The organism is Myroides sp. DF42-4-2, from assembly GCF_030326445.1.
Taxonomy (GTDB): Bacteria; Bacteroidota; Bacteroidia; order Flavobacteriales; family Flavobacteriaceae; genus Flavobacterium.
Genome location: NZ_JACAKI010000008.1, coordinates 107,256 through 131,191, shown reverse-complemented (window position 1 = coordinate 131,191; position 23,936 = coordinate 107,256). Strand labels below are relative to the sequence as shown.

At 38.9% G+C, this 23,936-nt stretch carries 22 protein-coding genes; 6 read left to right on the top strand and 16 right to left on the bottom strand.

What is annotated here, in order from left to right:
• The first annotated feature begins 235 nt into the window (after positions 1 to 235).
• The 5 genes from HX062_RS08110 (at position 236) to pstB (ending at position 4,005) form a co-directional block, all read left to right on the top strand.
• Positions 236 to 376, top strand: coding sequence for a hypothetical protein (locus HX062_RS08110; RefSeq protein ID WP_182628173.1), 141 nt, complete (start codon positions 236 to 238; stop codon positions 374 to 376).
• A gap of 383 nt (positions 377 to 759) precedes the next feature.
• A complete protein-coding gene (locus HX062_RS08105; RefSeq protein WP_255492452.1) occupies positions 760 to 1,530 on the top strand; it encodes a substrate-binding domain-containing protein in 771 nt (256 codons plus the stop codon).
• A gap of 1 nt (position 1,531) precedes the next feature.
• Entirely contained in the window at positions 1,532 to 2,422 is an 891-nt protein-coding gene (gene pstC, locus HX062_RS08100) for a phosphate ABC transporter permease subunit PstC (protein WP_182628171.1), read from the top strand.
• The gene (gene pstA, locus HX062_RS08095; protein ID WP_182628170.1) at positions 2,412 to 3,269 is read left to right on the top strand and encodes a phosphate ABC transporter permease PstA; all 858 of its coding nucleotides are present in this window, start codon (positions 2,412 to 2,414) and stop codon (positions 3,267 to 3,269) included. Before pstC ends, pstA begins: the two co-directional genes overlap by 11 nt.
• Positions 3,259 to 4,005, top strand: a complete 747-nt coding sequence (pstB, locus tag HX062_RS08090) for a phosphate ABC transporter ATP-binding protein PstB (protein ID WP_182628169.1) — start codon at positions 3,259 to 3,261, stop codon at positions 4,003 to 4,005. The genes pstA and pstB overlap by 11 nt, the downstream gene beginning before the upstream one ends.
• Positions 4,006 to 4,071: 66 nt before the next feature.
• Here the strand turns inward: pstB and HX062_RS08085 are convergent, their stop codons facing one another.
• From HX062_RS08085 to HX062_RS08070, 4 genes are all read right to left on the bottom strand, one after another.
• On the bottom strand, positions 4,072 to 6,300 hold the full coding sequence (locus HX062_RS08085; protein ID WP_286467066.1) for a CotH kinase family protein: 2,229 nt from the start codon (positions 6,298 to 6,300) through the stop codon (positions 4,072 to 4,074).
• 309 nt (positions 6,301 to 6,609) lie between these two features.
• A complete protein-coding gene (locus HX062_RS08080; RefSeq protein WP_286467065.1) occupies positions 6,610 to 6,816 on the bottom strand; it encodes a hypothetical protein in 207 nt (68 codons plus the stop codon).
• 277 nt (positions 6,817 to 7,093) lie between these two features.
• Positions 7,094 to 7,366, bottom strand: coding sequence for a DUF6932 family protein (locus HX062_RS08075; protein ID WP_286467064.1), 273 nt, complete (start codon positions 7,364 to 7,366; stop codon positions 7,094 to 7,096).
• A 125-nt stretch (positions 7,367 to 7,491) separates the two neighbouring features.
• On the bottom strand, positions 7,492 to 9,978 hold the full coding sequence (locus HX062_RS08070) for a YfhO family protein (protein ID WP_286467063.1): 2,487 nt from the start codon (positions 9,976 to 9,978) through the stop codon (positions 7,492 to 7,494).
• A gap of 300 nt (positions 9,979 to 10,278) precedes the next feature.
• Here HX062_RS08070 and HX062_RS08065 point away from each other — a divergent pair, with 300 nt between their 5' ends.
• Positions 10,279 to 10,755: a DUF7832 domain-containing protein gene (locus tag HX062_RS08065; protein WP_286467061.1), complete on the top strand. Its 477-nt coding sequence runs from the start codon at positions 10,279 to 10,281 to the stop codon at positions 10,753 to 10,755.
• A 20-nt stretch (positions 10,756 to 10,775) separates the two neighbouring features.
• Here HX062_RS08065 and HX062_RS08060 read toward each other — a convergent pair whose 3' ends face one another.
• The 12 genes from HX062_RS08060 to HX062_RS08005 all read right to left on the bottom strand — a co-directional run bounded on the left by HX062_RS08060 (position 10,776) and on the right by HX062_RS08005 (position 23,932).
• On the bottom strand, positions 10,776 to 11,279 hold the full coding sequence (locus HX062_RS08060) for a VOC family protein (protein WP_286467060.1): 504 nt from the start codon (positions 11,277 to 11,279) through the stop codon (positions 10,776 to 10,778).
• Positions 11,279 to 11,989, bottom strand: coding sequence for a DUF981 family protein (locus tag HX062_RS08055; RefSeq protein WP_286467058.1), 711 nt, complete (start codon positions 11,987 to 11,989; stop codon positions 11,279 to 11,281). The genes HX062_RS08060 and HX062_RS08055 overlap by 1 nt, the downstream gene beginning before the upstream one ends.
• Positions 11,990 to 12,087: 98 nt before the next feature.
• Positions 12,088 to 12,867, bottom strand: a complete 780-nt coding sequence (locus tag HX062_RS08050) for an N-acetyltransferase (RefSeq protein ID WP_286467057.1) — start codon at positions 12,865 to 12,867, stop codon at positions 12,088 to 12,090.
• A gap of 142 nt (positions 12,868 to 13,009) precedes the next feature.
• Positions 13,010 to 13,600: a hypothetical protein gene (locus HX062_RS08045; protein WP_286467056.1), complete on the bottom strand. Its 591-nt coding sequence runs from the start codon at positions 13,598 to 13,600 to the stop codon at positions 13,010 to 13,012.
• A 297-nt stretch (positions 13,601 to 13,897) separates the two neighbouring features.
• The gene (locus HX062_RS08040; RefSeq protein WP_255492450.1) at positions 13,898 to 14,440 is read right to left on the bottom strand and encodes a helix-turn-helix domain-containing protein; all 543 of its coding nucleotides are present in this window, start codon (positions 14,438 to 14,440) and stop codon (positions 13,898 to 13,900) included.
• Between the two features lie 79 nt (positions 14,441 to 14,519).
• A complete protein-coding gene (locus HX062_RS08035; protein ID WP_286467054.1) occupies positions 14,520 to 14,990 on the bottom strand; it encodes a hypothetical protein in 471 nt (156 codons plus the stop codon).
• 1 nt (position 14,991) lies between these two features.
• Positions 14,992 to 16,092 carry an efflux RND transporter periplasmic adaptor subunit gene (locus tag HX062_RS08030; RefSeq protein WP_286467053.1) on the bottom strand — a complete coding sequence of 367 codons (1,101 nt, stop codon included), beginning with the start codon at positions 16,090 to 16,092 and terminating at the stop codon, positions 14,992 to 14,994.
• A 4-nt stretch (positions 16,093 to 16,096) separates the two neighbouring features.
• Positions 16,097 to 19,255, bottom strand: coding sequence for an efflux RND transporter permease subunit (locus HX062_RS08025; protein WP_286467052.1), 3,159 nt, complete (start codon positions 19,253 to 19,255; stop codon positions 16,097 to 16,099).
• A 6-nt stretch (positions 19,256 to 19,261) separates the two neighbouring features.
• The gene (locus HX062_RS08020) at positions 19,262 to 20,650 is read right to left on the bottom strand and encodes a TolC family protein (protein ID WP_286467051.1); all 1,389 of its coding nucleotides are present in this window, start codon (positions 20,648 to 20,650) and stop codon (positions 19,262 to 19,264) included.
• 78 nt (positions 20,651 to 20,728) lie between these two features.
• Positions 20,729 to 21,142, bottom strand: a complete 414-nt coding sequence (locus tag HX062_RS08015) for an HYC_CC_PP family protein (protein WP_182628154.1) — start codon at positions 21,140 to 21,142, stop codon at positions 20,729 to 20,731.
• A 91-nt stretch (positions 21,143 to 21,233) separates the two neighbouring features.
• The gene (locus HX062_RS08010; RefSeq protein WP_286467050.1) at positions 21,234 to 22,373 is read right to left on the bottom strand and encodes an efflux RND transporter periplasmic adaptor subunit; all 1,140 of its coding nucleotides are present in this window, start codon (positions 22,371 to 22,373) and stop codon (positions 21,234 to 21,236) included.
• A gap of 167 nt (positions 22,374 to 22,540) precedes the next feature.
• Positions 22,541 to 23,932, bottom strand: coding sequence for an efflux transporter outer membrane subunit (locus tag HX062_RS08005; RefSeq protein WP_286467049.1), 1,392 nt, complete (start codon positions 23,930 to 23,932; stop codon positions 22,541 to 22,543).
• Between the last annotated feature and the right edge of the window lie 4 nt (positions 23,933 to 23,936).

The window sequence follows — 23,936 nt, the reverse complement described above, 5'->3', positions numbered from 1 at the left end:
TTCCTTTTAGCATACATATTACCACCAAAAATTGTGGCATTTGTATCTCTAGTTAGGAATAGTCATTTCCATCTATATAAGGAATATATTCATCCGAAAGACAAAGGGGAAAGGCAAGTGATACGCTTTCCATGTATTGCTTATCTCCTATCCCCTCTCTTTTTTTATGTTCAACTAGGAGGCTATCCTTATTTATTCCTAATTTTGTAGTTCTATACTTCTAAATTCACCCCTAATGAGTAGAAATACCCCAGCGAATCGCAAAATAGTCAAAGATAAAATTGCCAAAAAGAAGCAAAAAGAACAAGAGGCAGTAGCCAAACGCAAGGCGCTTCTCAAGGAAATTAAACAGCAATTTGACGCTAAGAAAGCCTAGTCTTTCATCTCTCCCTGTTCGCAAGCCTCACCAACCACTAAAGGTTTTGGTCCGAACAACAACGCCATTTCCATTAATTGCGCTGATACCTCCCCCTAAGGGTAACCAACAACATACAGCGGGAATATTTAGTTCCTTTTTTTGACTGTTTTCCTACATAACTCCTTGTAAACATGCACATACCTAACAGTTTGATGCGGAATTACATTCAATTTACCTCCCTTTATCCTTAACCTATTGATAACATTAGAGTAACCTTTACATTAAAATAAACGATGTTTTTTGTGCCAATGAAACAGCTATACATTCAGACACAAAAAAGTCTACTTATACTAACGACTTTCCTGCTATTTTCTTGTGGTGATCAAAACCATTCCATCAAGATGAAAGGGTCCGATACAGAGGTAAACCTCGCGGTAAACTTAGCAGAAAAATACACCGATGTAGATGCTAATTTTAGTATTGCTATATCAGGTGGAGGATCTGGAATTGGGATTACCTCCTTATTAAACGGTCAAGCGGATATTGCCAACTCATCTCGTCCTTTATCGGAAAAGGAGATTGAGCAATTCGAACAACACAACATCAAAGTGAGAACGGTAATCTTTGCTGAAGATGCAACGGCATTTGTGGTACACAAAGACCTTCCTATAGACACGATTGATTTGGAAACCCTTGCCAAAATAATGGAAGGAGAAATCACCAACTGGAATCAGCTTACTTCGGTTGACTTACCAATTAATATTTATGGGCGTCAGAGTAGTTCGGGAACACATTCCTTCATCAAGAAGAAACTCAAAATTGAATTTTCAAACGCGGCAAAAGAAATGACGGGAAATGCCCAAATATTAGAGGGGATAAAAACCGACAAATCAGGAATTGGCTACGTTGGTGCGGGTTATATCTCCCATGAAACAGCAACCAATCCCACGGTAAAAATTCTGAGTATCAAAGAAACCCCTACTTCTCAGGCGTATTCTCCTATAGATGCACACGCGATCAACAACAGCTTATACTATTTTCAACGTCCGCTTTATCAGTTTATCCTAGAAGATTCGTGGGAGAAAGTAAAACCGTTTATTGATTTTGAAAACAGTGAGACGGGCAAACAGCTGATTAAAGAGCACGGGTATTACATCATAGAACAACCATAAAATGAAATATAAAGTTAGAATTAGTTTAGATATTGCTTTTAAATATATCTTCAAAGCGACGGGTCTATTGGTCCTTTGTTTATTGGGTGGAATTTTAGCCTTGTTAATTTACAATTCATTTTCCTTTTTCATGGATGTGAAACCCCTTGATTTCATCACGGGTATGGAGTGGAATCCGACAGCTAAAACCCCATTATACGGGATGTTACCTTTAATTTTAAGTACTACACTTGTGACCTTTGGCGCCATGCTGATAGCCATTCCGTTGGGTATAGGCACAGCGGCTTTTATCTCTGAATATGCGGGCACGCGATTAAAAAACATCCTCAAACCCGCCATTGAAATGCTAGCGGCAGTTCCGTCTGTGGTGATTGGTTTTTTGGGAATTGTAGTGGTTAGCCCTGGTTTAGCTGATATGGCAGGTTTACCCAATGGTTTAAATGCACTGAATGGGGCTATTTTATTGGCTATTATGGCCTTGCCAACCATTATTACCATTGCAGAAGACGCCATACATGCCGTGCCAAAAACATACAAAGAAGCTAGCTATGGCGTAGGTGCTACCAAATGGCAAACCTTGCGCAAAGTTATCCTTCCCGCTGCTGCTCCTGGTATTATATCCGCTATTATGCTTGGTGTCGGCCGAGCCATCGGTGAAACCATGACCGTATTAATGGCCACAGGAAATGCAGCGCTAATTCCCAAAGGCTTCTTCGACTCTGTAAAAACCATGACGGCAACAATTGCCATTGAAATGGGAGAAGTTCCCTATCAAACCACACACTACTACGGATTATACGCACTAGCCACTGTGTTATTCTTTATGACCCTAATTGCCAACCTAGTAGGTGAATATTTTATCAACCGATTAAGAAAATACCATGCAGCTTAATAAATTGAAATTATCCTCCCTTGTTGAATGGGGTACGCTAGTAGGAACTACACTGATTGTGTGCTTTTTCCTTATCGTTATCATCCTAGAGATCGTAACCAAAGGAGCCGGAAGTCTGTCGTGGGAGTTTATTTCGAGCGTTCCTAGTGAAGGGATGACCAAAGGCGGAATTCTAACCCCCATTATTGGAACCGTATTAATTACGCTTATCACTGCTTTATTCAGTATTCCCTTTGGCGTATGTTGTGCGATTTACTTAAATGAATACGCAGAAAACAACTGGCTAACCCGTACAATTCGCGCGGCAATTCGAAATTTATCAGGTGTTCCCTCGATTATCTATGGATTATTCGGTTTGGCTTTATTCGTACAAACCCTTCAATTAGGGACATCTTTATTAGCCGCCGGTTTAACTCTAGGTTTACTCTCTTTGCCCTATATCATTACAACTACAGAAGAAGCATTAATGCAAATTCCCAATAGTACGAGAGAAGCCGCTTTAGCTGTAGGCGCAACAAAATTTGAAACCATCAAAGACGTTGTGATTCCTTCTGCTGTTCCGGGAATTCTGACAGGTGTTGTACTAACCTTATCCAGAGCTGCAGGAGAAACTGCTCCTATCCTATTTACAGGAGCTGCCTTTTATATCAGTGATACCAATGGATACATCAACCAAGAGTTTATGGCACTCCCCTATCACTTATACATGTTATCCACACAGCATCAATCCATTGATGAAGTAAGACCCATCGCCTATGGAACGGCTTTAGTACTTATCATGGTGGTGTTTGTCTTAAACTTAAGCGCCTTTTATATCCGTTATAAATTCAGAAAAAATGAAAACTAAATTAGCTGCTGACAACCTAAATATTAGCTTTGGAAGCAAACAGGTTTTAAAAAATGTAAGTGTACAATTTGAAGAAAATAAAATTACAGCCTTAATCGGCCCCTCGGGTTGTGGAAAAAGTACGTTATTGCGAAGCTTTAACCGCATGCACGACTTGGTTCCCTATGCCAAAATTCAAGGTTCTATCAAATTAGAAGATCAAGATATCTATGCCAAAAATATTCCCGTAACCGAAATTAGAAAGCGCATTGGTATGGTTTTTCAAAAGGCAAATCCCTTTCCAAAAAGCATTTACGACAATATTGCTTATGGGTTAAAAATAAACAACCTACCCCATGACAAAAGCGTCATTGAAAAAGCGTTAACGGAAGCCTTCTTGTGGGATGAGGTGAAAGATGACTTGAAGATGCCTGCACACCGCTTATCTGGAGGACAACAACAACGCCTTTGTATCGCTAGAGCGGTTGCCCTTCGTCCAGAAGTGATCCTCATGGATGAACCTTGTTCTGCTTTGGATCCTGTCAGTACCATTAAAATTGAGGAACTAATCCTTCATTTAAAAGAAAAATACACCATTGCCATTGTAACACACAATATGCAACAAGCCCAACGTATTGCTGATCACACCTACTTTATGTATTTGGGAGAAGTAAAAGAAAGTGGCTTGACACAGGATATCTTTGAAAACCCTAAACACGAAATGACTAAGAATTACATCAACGGCGTGTTTGGATAAGATTTAATTCAAAAATAAACATACAAAAAAAGCTTCTCTTCGGGTTGTAAGAGAAGCTTTTTGTTCTTATTTCTTAATAAAGCGCTTAATTACTTTTTGATTGTTCTGGTTGAGTTCGAGCAAGTACATTCCCTTGCGCAAATGATTGACCTCAATTCGTTGATCTGTCAATGTCCCCGTTTGTATTTGTTGTCCAAAGAAATCAAAAATACGATAGGAAATAGGAAGATCTGAACTAGACGTAACATTCAACACATCAGTTGTTGGATTTGGATAAAGTATAAAAGATACTCGATCGCTATCCCCTGCTCCAACATCAGGTATAAAAATGGCTTTAATCTTAAAATTAGCATGTGGAGTTACGATCAGTTTTTGTTGCGTTGACCATCGATCACCTACCCAATGTAAAAACCTATAACCTGGTAAAGCAATGGCTTCTAATGTAATGGGAACTCCTTTAAAATACTGTCCTTTCCAACTTTCGTACTCTTCGCTAATACCGACAGTACTATTGTTGATTTCAATCGTATTTACTTTGACAAATCCTCTATTCTTATCGTTTGTTTGAGCCGTAAGTTGATAATTCCCACTCAAATTAAATTGGGTGCGTAATTGTTGATACTGAAACGCAGGACGCAATTGAGCGAATTCTTTCAATTGATTAAGGCGATTATCCCATTCATTCATGGACTGTAGTAAATGCCAACGCTCAATATAGCGCGGCATTTCTTCCCGTATATTTTCTTGCATCTCATCAATCAGATCAACCATATGTTGTGTTTTATAGGACGTATTCATTAAATCTGCAAATCGATTTAAAAAATAATGCTTGTAGGTCGTATTGGCTAAAAGTCCATTCAATATCTGATCGTCACTGGCAATCGCTGATGCCAGCGTATTGTGGTTATATGAATTAGCAATCCATTCATCAATACCATTGAACCCCGCATCTAAATCTTTCAACACCCAACGGAATCTTCCATCATGTCCATAGGGTGCTTGAGGCGTATAATTGACTCTTTTTCTGAAATACACATTGTTATTATGAGGCCAATCAAAATTAGCAGCAAATATCTCAGCGATCTGATAATCCGTAAAATTCACCTCATCAATATAGGTCAGTGCTTCCTTGTATTTCGTGCTATTACTTAAATCTTCTGTTTTAAAAAATGATACAACAGCCTTATATTTCACATCATCACCTACTTCTACAACAGCATCATTTTCTAAAAAATCAAGGTCACTCTCTTTGATGTTGTACACGCGTTCAAAATACTTTTCATCATAGCGCTCTCTAAGATTCATCAAGCCGTAGTATTCCCCATTTACGAAGGTAATGACAGGCTGGTACTTTTGTGTATTGACATGCAAATGCTCATTGAGTTTTTGAATAAAGGCATCGCGAAACATCGTTCGATAGGTATCATTGCCCGAATTCCTAACGATAATTCGCTTAAAAGAATCATAGGGGTAGTTTTGAAAGAAGGAATGCGCCATTTGTTTTTCTCCATAAGCATTCTTGGCATATAAACGATACGAGCGATTTTTAAAAAAACGCGATCCATTACCGTGGTTGCGTATTCCCACAGTTTGATTAATTTTTTCTATTCCACCTTCTAAATAAATAAAATTAACGGGCACTTCTGACTCAGATCCTTTGGCCCAATAATTCGCAGGCACTGTTGTTTCATAATCATCAACCGTAGGATGCGCTAAACGCCATTCATCAAATGTCTTTCCCGCTACCCATAATCCATTTTGATAGCCAAATAGCAAATCGTCATCCACATTGATATTGACCACAGGAAATGAATACTGCTTATCAACAAAATAAACCTTAGTAACCGTTTCAGAATAGTGATCTGCATCTAAATATGCCTTTGCCCGAACCACAAAACTCTTGTCTAGTCGTGTAGTTGGAAAATACTGATCATATTCATACGTAGTTGAAATATTGGCAATTCGATTAGAATCAATCGTTCGATCGTAAATCGAGATTGGCGATTGATAGACATAGGAATACAACGTATCCTGATGCAGTTCAAAAGGCAATTGACCGCCATATTGTGGATACCTTGTTTTATAATCATACACTTTACCTTGTATATTACCTATGGACGGTTCAGAGCCATCCAAGGTATAAACCACCGTGACATTGGGATTTTCATGATGAAGTTGCAAGGAAAATCCTTGGTCATAAAAGCCACTACCGTTTGAAAACGTAGGCGGTTTTACTTGTTGTCCATATAACACAGACACCAAGCAAAAAACAAAAAACAGATACAGTTTCTTCATTTTAAATAAGGGGTTTAAAAGTTAAACTAACTTATTAAAGTTATAAATTTAACTTAAAATAAACAATATATTCAATATACCTCATTTAAAACGAATGAAAAAAACCTTTACTTATCAAATAGTAAAATAATGCTATTTTTTTAAAACAACGTATTTTAATCTCGAAAATACAAGAAACACAATAGAAGTAAGACACTTAATTACAACTAGTTAAACACAAATTAACCAACATAAAAGAGCTATTGTCATTCCACAATAGCTCTTTTATATTTTAGTGTTGATGTTAGATAAAAACATCCGCTATCTTTTTTAAATCGTCATCTGCTTTAAACTGATGATTTTGAATCTCATCTTATAAAATTTTTCAATAAAAAGTTTAATGATATACATTACTTTCAATCGATTCTCATTCTGGAGGAGTAGTTCTTGAACCAAGCAATTGCTCAATTTCAATTTTTGATGCTGATATTGATTGATCATTACAGTTGACGATGAATTGCGATGTAATTCAATCATCTGATCTACTTTATCGATTTCCTCAATAAGATCTAAGATACTATAGAATCTAACCTCATCTATATTGTCAAATTTAATACCTGATTTCTAAAAAACCTTTAGCTAATCTATTTCCCTGAATACGTCTTGTTTTTGTGAATCGATCAATCCAGTATGCTTTATCACTTAAATACCTAAACCGCTCTTTATGGTCTTCTGGATAGACTTCAACAATATAAGCATCTAACACCGTAGATCCATTCAGAATTAGGGTAAGTAAAGGCGTTCAATGTAGTCCCTAAACGCGACTAATGTCCACATCTAAAAACGTCACTAAATCAAAATCTACTGGATTTTCTTTTTTAGGGACACAAGCCCCATCCATCCACTGATGCAATTCCTTTAATTTACAAACTTTTTTAAAGTCTTCATTATATTTAACAAACGAATGAAACAAAGCTCTTCTTTTTACGGTTGAGATATTTGAAACAAATTCCTGTTCAAATTCTTGTATTGTTGAAACAATAATATGGTCAGGCACCAATAATCCTGAAGGATTGAAAATTAACATAGGCGTACTGATTATATGATATAGTACAATTTAAAAAATATCCTGAGCGCTTTTTTCACAGCGTCCTCAAAATCATTTATTTCTTCATGCATTTCCTACTCAATATGTCAATCATTACATCATTTTTACCACTCTTGTGCTTCTTTCTTCTGTTTTTTTCGTTTATTCCAATAAAAACCACCACCAAGGAACAAAAACAGCAGAACAAAACTAGCGATAGTGATTCTACTACCTATTTGAATCACTTGAGGTTCAAACTTAAATTCAACTCTATGTTTTCCTGGGGGAATTGGCAATCCGCGCAACAAATAATTCACTTCATAATGGGGAACGAGTTGATTGTCAATATAAGCATTCCACCCCTTGTTGTAAAACACCTCTGAAAACACGGCAAATCCATCTTGATTATTTTGTGTGGTATACTCTAAGTAATTAGGTTGATAGTTCTCTAGTACAATCGTTGCCATAGCATCTACGGCAAAAGAAGATTTTGCTGCTAATTCTGGGAATTTAACCGCGTTGACTATAGCTTCTTTTTTCGCTTGCAAAGAAGCCAACGCTTTCATTTCTTCATTTGGGGAATGAACCATTTGCATTGACTCCACAAACCAAGCAGGTCCGTTCGCACTGGTATTTAAAAGGGGAATATCCTGATTATCTTGGGTTTGAAGTAAAAGGTATTTGACGTTCAACATATCCAATACGGGCAGACTTTTTTCTAAGGTCATTGCTGTTTGGTTGATGTGGTCGATTAATGTATTGAGCTGAGGTTCTACCTGATAAATAAAAACTTCATCTGCTTTTTGTGGTCGAACCGCACTGTATCCTCCTACAGACTTGTGAAAATAATTGGTTTTGGCTTGTAAACGTCCTTGTGGATGATACACGCGATAATGGCTCTTATCTTGTAGGATATACTCATCTGCAGGACTTTTTTGAAAAGGCACCTCCATCATATAAGCCGCAACAAAATTATCGTTGTTGACGTACCTCTTATCAATCAGCACTAGATCTGCAACCATGAGTCCACCAACGAGTACTGTAGCCATAATGGTCGACACATACTTTTTATGCGCTAAAAACAACGCGCCAATTACGAGTCCTACAAATAGAGAAGAACGCAGTAAATCTGCAGTATACACCTCTTGTCTTTGCTTGATCAATACGCTCAAAAAGACACGTCCTTGGTCTGTTTGGGCATAAAATTGATCGCGATAAGACGTAAAACTGAAGGCATCTTTCCCCAACCAAAGTAAACCAACCATACCAAAAAAGAGAAGGCCTGTTTGAAACAGGTATTTCTTTTGATCATTTGCTTCCAGTTTAAAAAACGTTTGCAGTCCCATAATCGCCAAAATTGGCATGCACAGCTCTACAATCACTTGTATGGAGGATACCGCTCTAAATTTATCGTATAAAGGGATGTAGTGGATAAAGAAGCTCGTTAATCCAGTCAAATTTTTACCCCAAGATAACAACAACGTTAAAACTATACCCGCCAAAAAAACATACTTTATCTTTCGACGATCCGCAAAGAGGCAAAAAACGGCCAAGAAAAATACAATAGCACCGAGGTAAGCAGGAGCTTCAACAATGGGTTGATCTCCCCAATATAACGGTACATTAGATGCAAATTTCTGAGCTTCTTCCGTAGAGGCTCCTTGGTTAATTACATATTGATATACAGGAGAATCGATTCCTACATTCTCAGACATTCCTCCGCCAAACAAACGCGGAAAAATAAGATTTAAACTTTCGGCAATCCCGTAGCTATATTCTGTAATATAGTCGTAATCCATTGCCGAAGTTGTTTGCTTTGCTGATCCATCAGGTTGCATGGTTAACTCACTTTTATGGCGAATACTAAAGGTTGAAAATTCCGCAGTTGCTAGTAAACTCGTTGCATTGACCCCCAGCGCTACTATTGCAGATCCCAAGAGAATTCCCCAAGACAAGAACAAGTGGTTGTACGTTTTTGCACGTATCGCTTTTATGGAGTAATAGACCCCAAAAAAAGCAAGCAAAAACAAGAGGTAATACGTCATTTGAAAGTGGTTGGCTTGTATTTCCAAAGCCACTGCTAATGTGGTTACTAACGCCCCTATGACATAGCGCTTTCGAAACACCAAGAGCACTCCAGCCACAACCAAAGGCATATAGGCAATCGCATGGGCTTTTGCATTGTGTCCTGCGCCAAAAATAATAATCAAATACGTAGAGAATCCAAAGGCCAAAGCACCAAAAAAGGCTTTTAATGGATGAATTCTCAACGTGATCAACAAAATGTAAAAAGAGAGAAAATACAAAAATAAATAATCTGCTGGTCGCGGTAAAAAGCGTATCGCCTGATCTAACTTTTTGATGTAATTATACGGATAATGAGCGCCCAACTGATAGGTTGGCATTCCCAAAAAAGCATGATCCGTCCAGTATAGCTCCTCACCTGTTTCAGCTTTAAAATCCGTTTGAGCTTTTGCCATTCCCATATATTGGACAATGTCCGATTGATACAATTTCTTTCCTTGTAGCACTGGAGAAAAATACAGTAGGGCAATCAGAATAAAACCGAGAAATGCCAAAATATGAGGGTAATACTGGTATACTTTTTTCATAATTTTATATAAAGTAAACGTCAAATATAAAACAATCAACACGATTCCCTTTCAATCCCTTAGATTTATTATTTTCTACTCCTATCAAACTTTTCCCTATATTTATCCTAGTGTTTTTTCGGCCCTAACACGAAAGCACATAGATCCAAACAAATAGTTGAATCAAGGATGAAGACCAACGCAGCATTTAATCGAGAAGAAAAAAGAGTAAAAGCGAAGAAAATGCAGGATTCTGCTACAGAAAAAACAGATGCAACCGATGAAAAAAACGAAAACCACCTTAGTTAACCCTTATACACTATGACAAAATACGACGACGCTTCTTGGCATTACGAAGGTGATTTCCCAGCGGATTTACCTCCAGAACATGGGGCTACCCATATAGGTATGCTTCTCACTTGGTGTATTCAAAACGACTTTTTTGCACAAGAATTAAGCGAAGAGTTAGCAGATGAAGTACAAGCAGTAAAGAACCGTTCCTTAACTGGGACATCTTTTTTATTGACTCATTGTGATGGAAAATTAATGGAAGAAGACCTTAACGAAAAAGGCAATGCTTTTATTCGCGATTATTACGATGACGAGACTGTGTTTGCTACAAAATTCCAAGATTATTTTAGCGATTATGCACAGGTATTCGATATTAGTATAAACGAGGAATACTTAGATCACAACCAACTGTATCGCGTAGAAAACACTTGGTCTAATTACGATTTGCTTTTTCCCATTATACAAGAGCGTTTCGCCCAATGGCAATCCCTATACTCACAAGAGTAATACTACTTTTACATTGTCGCCTACCCTAAATTGTGTCTTTCATAGGAATGGGTATAAATTTCGATCATATTGCCAAAGGGATCTTTGACATACACCATCTTATACGGTTTATTTCCTGGATCTAATTCAATAATACTACACATGCGTTGCCCGCCATGGGCTTCTATGCGTTCTACTAAATCCTCTATATTAGGATTTTGTACACAAAAGTGAAAGATGCCCGTGCGAAACGGTGTATTGACAGATTGTGAATCGGTATTGGTTGCAAACTCAAAAAGCTCACAACCAATGCCATCGGCAGAGCTCAAATGGGCAAATCGAAATTCTTTCCATCCTTCGCCATACAACAATTTTCCGATTTCTGTTAACCTACTGTGACCGTCTTCTTTCACTACAATAGGACCTGATACGTGATACCATCCCATGACTTCCAGATAAAAAACTAGTGCTTTTTCCAAATTAGGTACGGTAATCCCCACATGCGAAAAATTGACAGGATACTGTGGTTGTTTTACTCTTTCCATTATTCCATCGTATTAACAATTAAGCCCACATGGGTAAAATAATTCAATGCTCCAAACAGCAACCAAACCCAGCCCACGAGTACAAAAAGAAAATAACCGAATTTAACCATGCTCGTTTTGTATTTTCCCTGTATTAGATGTTCTAAAATAGTTGGGGTAAGAATAGCTGCTACCCCAATACCCGCATAAACTAGGGAAACGCAAACTGCTTCAAACATAGGATAATCAGCAAACATACCCGAAATTGGTTCTTCTTTTGGTGCTGCAAACAACTGGTAAATAACCCCTGCAAATGCAATTCCAATCATCCCCAATCCAATTCCAATCATCAAGTATTTAAAATGCCTGAAATTGGCGGCAATCAATTGTACACGGTGGTCACTTTCAATAATATCTTTTTCATTTTGCCACAGGTAAAAAGCAATAGGCAATAACATGGCACCTAGTACTAAGCACGGTTCGCCAAATATAATATTGTCAAAGGGGAAATACTTTGCCAGTGGCCAAGTAACGGTCATATGCAAACCCGTAGTGATTAAAATCAACGCCAAGGCGAATAAATTCATCGCCCAACCTTTGGGGTTTACGGTAGTATTGTGAAGTAAACTCTTTCCCATCGCAGCTAAAGACAGCAAAGCAGCACCTGTTGCAACTGCCATAACGGTATTATAGGTCGGCATTTGTTGCCAATCAATAAGTAATCCTTCCATAATAACTCTAATTTATTTTTATTAAATTTAATAAAAAACAATCATTATGTCATACAATTAATTGACTTTAACTTGCATTTTCCTAAAAACACCCTATACTATTCTTTTTCTATTTGTTTATCTACAATTTTATCAAAACGACTATCCATACAGACGCTGATATCGGTTGTGATAAATTTCCCTTTGTAATACAAGCTAAAAATTGTAGCAGGGCAAGGGGCTTGTTGTGCTTGTTCTCTACTTTCTAATTTGATTATTTCCAAGGGAATATTTCGCTTTCGAGTGGTTTCAATTAATGAATGTTGAACGTGAAATTCAGAAAAAGGGCATCGGTTGGAATAGTATACAGTTATGCCCGTTTTATTCCCCTCGGGGACGTGGTGAACACTTGCATTAAACTGAGGTAATTCCCCTTGATCATCCCAGGTCAACGCAAGTAAACTAAACCCATCTTTGGTTTGCTCTACCTCTTTAAATCCTTGTTTAAGCAACCATTTCGAATCACTCATAAAGTGAAACTTCTTTGTTCCAACAATAGTAACCAATCCCTGCCGATGGTCTTTTTTTGCATCGTCAATCGCCAGTTGGAGTAACTGTTTACCATAGCCCTTTCCCTTGTACTGACCCGAAACCCAAAAACAATTAATTAACAAATAGTTAGGCGCTACGATGGGCGCCCAGCCATATTCAGCAGGTCCATATTCAATAAACACTTTTGCTCTGGCGTCTATCCTGCGAAATACATAACCATTGTCCATCTCTCGTCTCAACCAATCTTTTTTCAATTCATATCCTTCCGCACATTTCTTATCTGAAATTGCACAACAAATATGTTCATGCGCTAGATTTTCTTGATCTAAAAGGATGAAATTTTCCATAGTCCTAAATTTATGAGAGACGATACATAGGTGTAATAACTACCTAAAGTACGTCAATTTAAGTGTTTTATCCAAGTATTTAATCCCAGATTCAAAAAAAAGCGCAGTGATATTCACTGCGCTTTTACCATGATTTATATACTTAAATACTCTTTACTATCTTTTTCGCAAAGACTTTTCCTGTTTTTGCAAATCCTTCAGCAATTCGCAATTCATTGTTATAATTTGATCCAAACTGATTACCTGGCATATTTTCAAATGATTCTTGTGCTAGAACTACGGTTGGATTATCTCTGTGAACTAGTCGCAAGGTTGAAGTTACCTTAGCCCCTTGTTTCATGATTCCAGCATCCCATCCTGGGTATATCCACAGTACATCAACAAACAAAATGTAGATTGAGCTTGGTGCTTTGTCCTTAAACTTAACCTTTTTATCCGTGTACTTATTAGCCAATTGTATAAACTTAGGATTCCAAAGGTCTTCTTTGCTTCTATTCCATGATCTAACCCACACTGCTGATGATCCTTCATCTTTTTTTTCTAAATTTTGGCTGTGATTTATTACATACTGTTCTTCAGTCAAGTTGTCCTTCATCATGCGAAGATTCTCGTAATTAAACACAACCTCTACTTCTGTTTGCCCTTTTAGCAATTTAAAATCTTTGATTGTTTGAGCAAATGATGGTAAACTCCCTAGTATGACAAGAACCAAAAGCGCTATTCCTTTCTTCATTTTATTAAAATTTCGCACAAATTTAAGATACTATTTCAGCATAGCAAATCTTTTTTACCTCAACTTTTTAATAAAAAAGTAAGAAGAAAATAAAAACAGCTCAACCTAGTCAAATACCGCTATCACCCAGAACAAAAGCTTTTATAGTTGAAACAAAACTACTACATCCTACCGTTAATTTGCGGATGAGAAATGGAGCAAAAAACAGCCATGAAAATAAAAAAGAGGACGGTCCAAGGTCCTCTTTTTGTCAACAAACAGTCAAACTATACAAAGTACCTGCATAGTCATTGGTAATTAAGTAATAATATGATCGATGTACTTCCGTTCAAACCTTTGATTTTTCCTGTAAACCGAAGGAGAGAGACCTACTATCTTTTTAAATTGTTTACTCATATGGCTCACCTCTTTGTAGTGAAGTTGTTGGGCGATTTGCTCAAGGGATAACTCTCCATATGAAATCAGCTCTTTTACTTTTTCGATACGATATAAGATATAATACTTTTCAATAGTGAGTTGGGTGTGCTTGGTGAATAACCTAGCCATACGCGCATACCCTAAGGTAGTTGCTGAACTTACATAATCCGATAGATTCATCGCTTGCGCATCCTTCGCCTCTACATATTCAATAATTTTTCGCTTGATTTGCTCCACCATAATACCAGAGGCATCGTCGAGCAACTCAAATCCTAACTCCAAGAATCGTACCTTTATTTGGTTTATTTCCACATCTAACAAAGGAGTAAACAACGTCACCTCACCTAGACGCACGTCTTTAACAGCTATCCCAAAATTATCCAACTCCTTTCGAATCAAATCAATACAACGAGGACAAACCATATTTTTTATATGCAAAATACACAACTGATTCATACCTAAAAAATAGAGGGAAGTAGGTGGCTACTTCCCTACTTCTACATTAATTAATTGGTGCTTCGGCTACAAACTGTTGGTAATTTTCCTCATTTTTAAAATAAGCGACCTCACCATTGTTTCCTATGATTACAATATAAGCTTCTGCTTTATCCACCTGTTCTAAAGAAAAGGGATCTAAAGCAACGCGTACGCTTTCGTCTTCAGGAATGCGCGATTTACACATGGCACAACAGCCATAATACATTTTACCTTGGTGCATAACCTCCAATTGCTGCTTGCCCATATAGGCATCGTTTACCATACAAACCAATTCTTTGGGGACTGCATCTCCTTTTTTGTGCTGTTGTGTTGAAGCAGTAGCAGATGCCCCTGTAGCCATATGCTGTAGTTCTTGCTGCGTCTGCTCTAATGCTTCTTTAGCCTGTGTATCTGAAGTTGTCTTCTTTTCTCCACATGCGATGGCTAGTACACTTAAAGCAAGTACGCCCATTGTTTTCATCCCTTTTGTTCTCATTTTATTTTTTTATTTTTTGTTCATGCATTATTTCTTCTGTGGCCATTTTCAAGAGGGTTGATCCCATGGTTAATTCTCCAAAAACTTCAACCATCATCGGCATTACTCTTCCTTTTGCAACTGGGATATGATACGCCACTCCATCTTTTATCTCGATAACATAAACGCCTAAATTACTTTCTACTACGGCCGTTTTGGGCACGAAGAAACTCGGTTCATTGCGCTGTAATCGCAGGGTGGCATCAGCAATCATATTGGGTTTTAATTGCTGATTTTTATTGTTAATATCCGCCTGAAGCTGTTCGGTACGCAGCTTTAAATCTAAACTACCCGACTGACGGCTAATCACGCCAGAAAAAACGTGTTGAGGGATGGTTTTCACCTTAAAGGTCACCGTATCTCCTACTTGTACATAAGGCGTATGCGCTTCGGCAACAGCGATGTTTAACCTCAACCGATGAATATCTTCCACAACCAACAAAGGCAATTTATTCATCGGTCCAACATAAGCGCCTTTATCCACTTGTCTATCGGTAACTACTCCGTCAAAAGGGGCTCTAATCACCAGGTATTGGTCGATATTCTTCATTTCTTGGTAAGCAGATAATGCGGCGTTCACCTGTGCTTTATCAGCTAACATCTTTGCGGTAACTTGTTCCAGGTAATCAGGTGCAATGGCGCCAACCGTTTCGTTTGCTTTTAGGGTGCGGTCATAGGTTGCTTTTGTAGCAACATACAGTGCTTCTTGTGCTTTCCACTTGGCCTGAGCACTTGCGACCTGAGCTTGTATTTCAGGGGCATCCAAAACTAACAACACTTGTCCTTTCTTAACTATATCGCCGATGTCTACGCGTAAATCGGTGACATAACTATTGACTTTTGCTACTAATTCAGTGCGCTGATCCGCTCTCAGTTCAGCAGGTAGTTGAAGGGAAACAACCGGATTGGTCTTTTCAAGTACAAAAGTTTCCATCTTGTTCATCATTCCTTCCATACCTTCTTTTTCCATTGCTGGTTTTTCAGGAGTAGTTTCGGCTGTTTTCTTATCTGTACATGCGGTTAGTACTGCTAAACTAACCAAGGCTATATATATTCTTTTCATTGTTTTATTTATTTTCAGTCGGTAAATAGTGAATGCTCGCTGTATCTTCTGGATCTAGAGAGGGGGATTGACGGCTTACTTTGTCCATAACCCAAGCAAAGACCATCGGTAAAACAACTAGTACAGAGACAGTTGAAGCAAGTAATCCTCCAATTACGGCTCTTCCTAGTGGTGCTACTTGTTCACTACCTTCTCCATGTCCTATAGCCATAGGAAGCATTCCCGCAATCATAGCTAGGGTTGTCATGGCAATTGGTCGGATGCGGAGCTTTGTGGCTTCAATAGCAGCAGCTGTAGCGGTCCACCCTGTTTTTCGCAAAGTTTCTGCGTTGTTGATTAAGAGCACCGCATTGGCAATCGACACCCCCACAGACATAATAATCCCCATATAGGATTGTAAGTTAACCGTTGATCCCGTGATCTTTAACAGCACTAACGCACCTAACATAACAAAGGGCACAGTTGTCAAAATAACAAACGACACTTTAAACGATTGGAAATTAGCTGTTAACATCAAAAATATTACAACAATAGCCACAACTAGTCCGCCTGCTAAACTCTTCATCGTTTCATCGAGAACGGGTGCCATTCCCTTTAGTTCAACATTCACTCCTTTTGGCAATTCGCCCAAAGAGGCAATGGCTTTTTCTACATCGACTTTCGCTCGATTCAAATCCGTTTGATGCACATTGGCAACCACCGTTACATATCCCATAGTTCCTTCGTTATAGCTCTCTGCTAGTGCTTTAGATTCTACAATCGTAGCGACATCACTTAGCACAGGGCGATCTGCATTCTTACTCAGCGGAATACTCTCGAGCTCTTCTTTGCTCGTCAGTTGATTTTGTGGCATTTGAACCTGAACATCATAGGCAATGCCCATCATTCCTCCTACCCACATATTGCGGTTTGTATAACGAGAAGAAGCCGTAGTTGCCACTAAGGATTTTGCAATATCCATCGCATCTAATCCCAATTGTGCTGCGCGTACGCGGTCAATGTTAATTTCATAAGCCGGGTAATTCATTGAAATTGGCATGCTTTGATCGCGCATATAGTCGATCTCGTTCAATTTTGCCAGTAATTTAGTTGCCGTCATCATGTTCATCTTGCGCATCATCCCTGAAATGCGAATTTCAATCGGCGTATTGGTCCCCTGACTCAAGATTTTCTCGGTTAATTCAATTGGTTCAAAGGTCACTTTCAACTCAGGTAATTTTTGTTGTATGCGCTGGCGTATTTGATCCTTTAGCTCATCAGTATTGCCGCTAAAATCGCGGAAAGCAACCTGCATAGAGGCTTCGTGAGGACCTGCATTATACAAGTAAATCGGACTCACAGCAAAGGAGGATGGATGTTGCCCAACAAAAGCAGAAGAAATGGCGATTTTCTCTTTGCCAAAGAGATCCTCTAGCTCTGCGAGTACTTGTTTTATCTTTCTTTCGGTATGTTCAATACGCGTGCCCTCTGGTGCAGTAATACGCATTTGTACTTGGCTAGAATTTACCACAGGCAATACGTCTTTTCCAATATTTTGATACATAAATGCTACAGCTAGCATTGCCAAAGTAATTGATCCAACAACTAAAATTTTCTTGATCGGCATGATCTTTTCAATTCCTACAACCACGCGATTTTTAAACCTGTCAAACCCTTTTGCTTCAGTAGGCATAGCGTGTTTTTCAGGGTTATATTTCATCAACCAGTTCGCCATAATCGGCACAAAGGTTTGAGAGAGCAAAAAAGAAACAGTCATTGCAAATCCAATCGCCATAGCCAACGGCATAAACAAAGCCCCTGGAATCCCCGTCATCATAAAAGCGGGTGCAAATACAGCTAAAATGCTAAAAAGAATCAATAATTTGGGGAATGCAATCTCTTTACACGCATCCCAAATGGCTTGCACCTTGCTCTTACCTAGCGCAAAATGCTGGTGTATATTTTCAATGGTTACCGTACTCTCATCAACCAAAATACCTATAGCTAACGCCAGTCCAGACAACGTCATAATGTTAATGGTCTGACCGAATAATTTGAGGAATAGCACAGCCGAAATAATGGCTATAGGAATGGTTGTAATTACAATTAATGCTCCTCTTGGATCGCGCAAGAACAACAACACCATCAATCCCGTTAACAAAGCCCCTAATACTCCTTCCAACAACAAACTCTTTACTGCGTTAATCACATTGACTGATTGGTCAAATTCATAGGATATTTTTACATCATCAGGTAGGTTGTTCTGGATGTGAGGAATTGATTTTTTCAGCTGTTGCACCACATCATAAGTCGATGCTTTTCCCGATTTGGCAATGTTGATATAAACGGAACGCTTTCCATCTACAAGGGCGTAGCCTGTTGTGATATCTGCTCCGTCTTTTACTGTGGCAACATCGCGTAAATACACGTTGTCCACTTGTCCTTTAAACAAGGGAATATCGCCAAATTCCTCTACGGTTTTTAGGGTGTTATTCGTTGGAGTTAAGTAGTTCTTCTCTCCGACATACACATTTCCTGAAGGCATAGTAACGTTTTGTCTGCTAATCACTTCCACAATTTGCTCTGGACTCATTTGATGGGCACGGAGCTTGTTGGGATCAATGTTGATTTCGATTGTACGCGGTGAACCTCCAAAAGGCGGTGCCGTAGTCATACCTGGTATCTTAATCAAAAAGGGACGAGCCACAAAATTGGCAATATCTTGTAATTCGTTATTGGTCTTCGTCTCAGATCGGAACACCAATTGTCCAACAGGTTGAGAAGAAGCATCAAATCGAATAATAAACGGAGGTGGTGCACCAGGGGGTAAAAAGATTACCGAGCGATTCGACAAAGCCGAAATGGAAGCAATTGCCTCGCCCATATCTGTCCCTTCGTAAAACTCCACCTTCATCAAGGTTAGCCCTTGGGTATTTTTGGTATCAATACTCTTAATGCCATTGGCAAAAAGCATCATATTGACATACATTTTCGTAAAGTACCCTTCCATTTGTTGGGGGGTATAGCCATTGAATGAATGGGCGATATACACCACGGGTAAATTCATTTCAGGTAAAATATCGACCTGAATTTCTTTGGATGACTTCACACCAAAGAACAGTAATCCTATCACCAATACCATAATAGATATCGGCTTGCGCAAGGCAAATCGAATTAAATTCATACTCTATTATTTTTGGGGAATGGCGTTGATTAAAATTTGAATATCTCCTTGTGCAGCGGCTTGCATTAACAGGGCTTGCCAGATGTTGTTCTGAGCCACTTCAAAAGAAATTTCCGCTCGTTGCAAGGTGTATAGTGCTTGAGTAAAAGCAACTAAATCACTTAGTCCATTTTCATACAAGGCTTTTTGTTGATCAAAAGCTACAGTAGCGGCTTGCACTTCAATCGCGCTTTGATTCCAAATATCCGTTGCGTGTTGATACTGCGCTTTGGTCAGTTCTACTTGATTGGACAATTCGCGATCCATAGCTGCGTAATCTGCTTGCAAGCTAGTAGAGTGTTGTTCTTGTTCTTTTACTTTAGACCCAGATCTGAAAAAGTGAGAAATATTCCACGTCAATTGTAAACCAACCAAATAATTGGTGCGATCAATCCCTACTCCTTTGCTGTAATTACGGCTAAAAGCCGAGTTGTCCTGCACGTAGTTCCAATCAAAACCTGATCCGCGCCCCTGTATAACACCAAAGGCATTGAGTTGAGGTAAACGACTGCGTTGTACCACTTTTTCCATCGTCTCACTTTGTGTTATTTTTTGGGCTTGTACTTGCAAAAAAGGATGGTTTTCCCTTGGGTATTCACCATCAAAAAGCAGGGGTTTAGTCGTTACAAATACAGGATCTAACGCATAGGATTGCGTGGGTTGATCCAATGCATCAGACAATTGTTTTTCCCATTCCAATACTTTGTCTTGGGCTTTGATATAGGTTGTTTGAGCAAAAGCTACCTCTGCTTGTGCTAAGCGTTCATCTACCTGAGCGATTAACCCACTTGATGCTTTGGCCTCTGTAAGCGCATAAAAAACTTGAGCGCGGTCTACATTTCGCTGTTGAACCTCAACAATGCGCTGGGCCGCTAAAGTATTTAGATAAATAGCAGTTGCTTTTACTTGTTGTTTAAAAATCTCTTGAGCTACATCATGCTGTTGCACTGCTTGCTGCGCTTTTGCCATCGCTACACTTTGACGCGTTTTACCAAAGGAAAACACATTCCAATTGACATTGGCAAAATAGAGAGATCCAAAGGCAGCATTCCAATTTTGTTCTGCTAATGGCATGGAAGTAGCTGCTGATCCCAAGCCACCATACGCATACAACGGACCATTTTGTGCATTAATCGTACCATAGCTCTGTTGAGCGCCAAAAGTTAAATCTGGGAAATAATGTCCCTTCTGATTTTGGGTATTATACATCGAAGCTTGTAGTTTAGCTTCTTTACTTTTTATAAGGGGATAGCGTTGAGTAACCTGTTCTATAGCTTGCGCTAAAGTAAGCGTTTGAGCCGATACAGCACTGGCTGTACTCCATAGAACAACGAACGCTATTGCATTGAATTTCATTTCAAATCACGCGTTTAATTATACAATAACTTTGCATTATCCACCCATGAGGAGGATATATTCAACGTTGTGTACTAATCAAATTCGGTATACGCAATGTTTGATGTACAAAGGAATCTCCTTTGTCTGATCAAGATAATATAGGTAGGGAATTAAAATCTCTTTTGGTGCAGCGACAAACTCGTATACTGCACCAAAATAGCGGTGTAAGATAACGTCAACAAAAAATGACACCTTTAAAACCTTAAAGCTAGATTGCTGTACTTCAGACTTTACTTTTACAACTTCAACTTTGTCTTGACAGCAATTCTTTTTCGGTTCATTTACCGTATTTCCTGTTTTGCTACAAAAAGAACAGCTATCTTCCGCAAGTTGAGCATAAGCCACACTCGTTTGCTGCACCAATCCTTTACAGAGGTGCTGGTATGTACTGAAGCCTGAGGCTAAAAACAAGTACAAAAAGCTAAAAAGTATGACTAATATTCTCTTCATATGTAGGGCGAAGGTATCAACTCTCCCTTAAAAGAATATTATATAACTTTTGGAATATATTGTATAATTTTACTACAAACGCCCAAGTCTACTAGTGATTGGTAGGAAAGGGTTCTCCTTCTTTTACTTCAGCTAAATTGCCTACTAAAACGCGGTTCCACGTTGCATTACCCTTGTGTACAAAGACTTTTCCTCCTTCTTTTTTCACCGGAACAACTGGAGTAGCTACGACGGTATTTGCTTCGTTTAGCGTCCAGATATAGGCGGTAGTTTCCCGCATGAAAATAGCTTTTTCATCGAGTACTTTTACGGGAATATTGGGAATGCGAAACGTCAATTGACGGATTGCTTCTCTATTGGCTATGGAAGAGGCATTTAATGTCATGATTATTTTTCCTTCTTCACTGATGGACTTTTGAGTCAAAGTAGACAAAACAGTATGGGGCAGCTCATAGGTAGATTGATCTTGAAACACTAGCGTCGCTTTAGTTTGCGCTAAGTGATCGCGCACCAATAAATAATCTTCACTTGTCGCTTCGATTTGAATCAATTGTGATTGTCCATTCAGGATGCTTAACAACGGTTGATTGTTTTCAATCTTGCGTCCTGCACCAACTAACACTTGTCTGACTACACCGGCTTCAGTTGCCTTAATAGCCGTTTCAACATAGGTTACATGGGAAGATGACGTAAGTTTTGCTACCTGTCCTTCGCAATGGGCTAAGGTATTTTTTGCCTCCGTATAGTGTGCATATTGCACTTCGTACTTTTCTTTTGCCTCTGTGCCATCTTCTCCACGATCAATGGCCAAGAGGAGATCAAGTTGTTGTTTGACGTGAATTTTTGCGTCTTTTACTTTTCGCATGGCTTTACCTAATCCGAGGGTATCCCCTTGGGCAACGCGCAACATAGCAATTTCTTGCCCGACTTCAATTCGATCATTAACATCCACTTTTAACAAGATTAACTCGCCGCTTTGGTTTGATCGAAGCAAGCGTAATGGCGTTGGAGCTAAAGCCGTAGTATAGGTTTGATTTACTTCGATAGTTTTTTCTACAATTTCTTGTATACGAACTTCGTCCTCAGCTGGAGGCAACAGTTTGGTCGTTGTTTCTTCCTTTATGATCATGCCTTGACGCTCATTCATCCCGCGAAATCCAACCCATACCAAGAAACCAATACAACCAACGGTCATAATAATCTGTTGCGCTCTAACTTTTTTATTCTTCATAACCTTGTACTAATTCGTACAAATATAACGAACAATCACGCCATTTTAAAGTTCTTTTGTATAGGAATCAAATTTTATTTCCAATCGATTAGCCATGACCTATAAACAAAAAACTGACGCCCTTGAACCAAGAGCGTCAGCTATTATTAACTTAACACAACACCTTTTTAATGTCCGCCTAAAGCGCGATACAAGTCGATTTTCGAAACCAAATAATCGCGTTTTAACGTTGCATAATTCAAATTCCCTTGCAACGCAAGTGCCTGTGCATTAACCACTTCCAAATAGGAGGCTTTATCCCATTCAAACATCAGTTGAGTGCTTTCTAAGGAGGTGTTTAAAAGCTCAACTCTTTGTTGTACCACGCGTTCGCGTTCTTGTGTTTTATCGATTTTCACCAAGGCATCATGAACATCTGCATAACCGACAATTACAGCATTTTTAAAGCTAATAGCTGCTTTTTCGCGTTCGATTACCGCAACGTCATAAGCCGCTTTTAATCTTTTCTTTTGGAAGATGGGTTGTACCAATCCGCCAACTACAGTTCCAAATAGGGATGCAGGGGTTTGAAACCACTGTGAGGTTTCCATTGCGTTCAATCCTCCTTGAGCCGAAATGGTCAAGCTAGGATAGAGTTCACCTTGTGCAGCACCTACTTTGGCATTGGCCTTTCTCAACTCTAATTCAGCTATTTGAATATCTGGACGCTGGCTCAGAAATGTTGCAGGCACTCCAGCCTGTAATGCAGTGGAAAACTGCAATGCGCTAATCGTAGAGGTGCGTTGGATTTTTTGTGGAAAGTGATTCAACAAAATTCCCATTGCACTTTCTTGTAATGCGATTTCCTGTTCGATTTGAGGCAGTAATTCTTGGGCTTCTAACCACTGTGCTTCTGCTTGTTGAACAGCTACAAAGGACTCATTGCCTATTTCATACATTTTTTGGGTTAACGCAAATGTTTTCTCGCGCAAGATCAACCCTTCATCTGCGATGCGCAATTGCTCGTCTAACATTAACAAGTTGACGTATGCGGTAGCTACTTCAGCAACGAGTCGATTCTCAACCGCACGTTTTACTTCTTGTGTTTGTAAATACGCAGCTAAAGAGGCTTCTTTTTCTCGTCTAATTTTACCCCAAATATCCAACTCCCAAGATAAGTCTAAACGAGCGTTATAGTCTTCACTGCTACGCGGCGCTCCACTGAGTACGGTCTGACTATTTTTAGATAAATCGGTATGTGAGCCGGTTACCTCAAGGGTTAAACTAGGCAACAAACCCATCTTGGACTGCTTGTACAAAACGTTGGCCTGGTCGATATTCTTAATCGCCAATTGCAAATCTGTATTTTGTTCCAATGCAATTTGTATATACGATGCCAATTCACCATGTGCAAAAAAATCTTGCCATGACACTTCTGCTAGCGTATTTACAGTAGAATCTACCTGCATACCCGAATAAAACTGACTTGGGTTTTCTAAGGCTGGACGCTCGTAGTCTTTGCCAACTTTACAACTGGCAAAAGCCAAAGCAAGCGGTAGTATATATAAATATCTTTTCATTTCT

What these genes read in the sequence shown, in the direction of transcription:
- HX062_RS08050 (WP_286467057.1), bottom strand. Translation starts at nt 12,867, where the DNA reads ATGGAAAATTTCATCCTTTTAGATCAAGAAAATCTAGCGCATGAACAT.
- HX062_RS08005 (WP_286467049.1), bottom strand. Translation starts at nt 23,932, where the DNA reads ATGAAAAGATATTTATATATACTACCGCTTGCTTTGGCTTTTGCCAGT.
- HX062_RS08025 (WP_286467052.1), bottom strand. Translation starts at nt 19,255, where the DNA reads ATGAATTTAATTCGATTTGCCTTGCGCAAGCCGATATCTATTATGGTA.
- HX062_RS08075 (WP_286467064.1), bottom strand. Translation starts at nt 7,366, where the DNA reads ATGTTAATTTTCAATCCTTCAGGATTATTGGTGCCTGACCATATTATT.
- HX062_RS08040 (WP_255492450.1), bottom strand. Translation starts at nt 14,440, where the DNA reads ATGGTTTGTCCTCGTTGTATTGATTTGATTCGAAAGGAGTTGGATAAT.
- HX062_RS08035 (WP_286467054.1), bottom strand. Translation starts at nt 14,990, where the DNA reads ATGAGAACAAAAGGGATGAAAACAATGGGCGTACTTGCTTTAAGTGTA.
- HX062_RS08055 (WP_286467058.1), bottom strand. Translation starts at nt 11,989, where the DNA reads ATGGAAGGATTACTTATTGATTGGCAACAAATGCCGACCTATAATACC.
- HX062_RS08045 (WP_286467056.1), bottom strand. Translation starts at nt 13,600, where the DNA reads ATGAAGAAAGGAATAGCGCTTTTGGTTCTTGTCATACTAGGGAGTTTA.
- pstB (WP_182628169.1), top strand. Translation starts at nt 3,259, where the DNA reads ATGAAAACTAAATTAGCTGCTGACAACCTAAATATTAGCTTTGGAAGC.
- pstC (WP_182628171.1), top strand. Translation starts at nt 1,532, where the DNA reads ATGAAATATAAAGTTAGAATTAGTTTAGATATTGCTTTTAAATATATC.
- HX062_RS08060 (WP_286467060.1), bottom strand. Translation starts at nt 11,279, where the DNA reads ATGGAAAGAGTAAAACAACCACAGTATCCTGTCAATTTTTCGCATGTG.
- HX062_RS08030 (WP_286467053.1), bottom strand. Translation starts at nt 16,092, where the DNA reads ATGAAAAGAATATATATAGCCTTGGTTAGTTTAGCAGTACTAACCGCA.
- HX062_RS08065 (WP_286467061.1), top strand. Translation starts at nt 10,279, where the DNA reads ATGACAAAATACGACGACGCTTCTTGGCATTACGAAGGTGATTTCCCA.
- HX062_RS08110 (WP_182628173.1), top strand. Translation starts at nt 236, where the DNA reads ATGAGTAGAAATACCCCAGCGAATCGCAAAATAGTCAAAGATAAAATT.
- pstA (WP_182628170.1), top strand. Translation starts at nt 2,412, where the DNA reads ATGCAGCTTAATAAATTGAAATTATCCTCCCTTGTTGAATGGGGTACG.
- HX062_RS08015 (WP_182628154.1), bottom strand. Translation starts at nt 21,142, where the DNA reads ATGAAGAGAATATTAGTCATACTTTTTAGCTTTTTGTACTTGTTTTTA.
- HX062_RS08070 (WP_286467063.1), bottom strand. Translation starts at nt 9,978, where the DNA reads ATGAAAAAAGTATACCAGTATTACCCTCATATTTTGGCATTTCTCGGT.
- HX062_RS08080 (WP_286467065.1), bottom strand. Translation starts at nt 6,816, where the DNA reads ATGATTGAATTACATCGCAATTCATCGTCAACTGTAATGATCAATCAA.
- HX062_RS08020 (WP_286467051.1), bottom strand. Translation starts at nt 20,650, where the DNA reads ATGAAATTCAATGCAATAGCGTTCGTTGTTCTATGGAGTACAGCCAGT.
- HX062_RS08105 (WP_255492452.1), top strand. Translation starts at nt 760, where the DNA reads ATGAAAGGGTCCGATACAGAGGTAAACCTCGCGGTAAACTTAGCAGAA.
- HX062_RS08085 (WP_286467066.1), bottom strand. Translation starts at nt 6,300, where the DNA reads ATGAAGAAACTGTATCTGTTTTTTGTTTTTTGCTTGGTGTCTGTGTTA.
- HX062_RS08010 (WP_286467050.1), bottom strand. Translation starts at nt 22,373, where the DNA reads ATGAAGAATAAAAAAGTTAGAGCGCAACAGATTATTATGACCGTTGGT.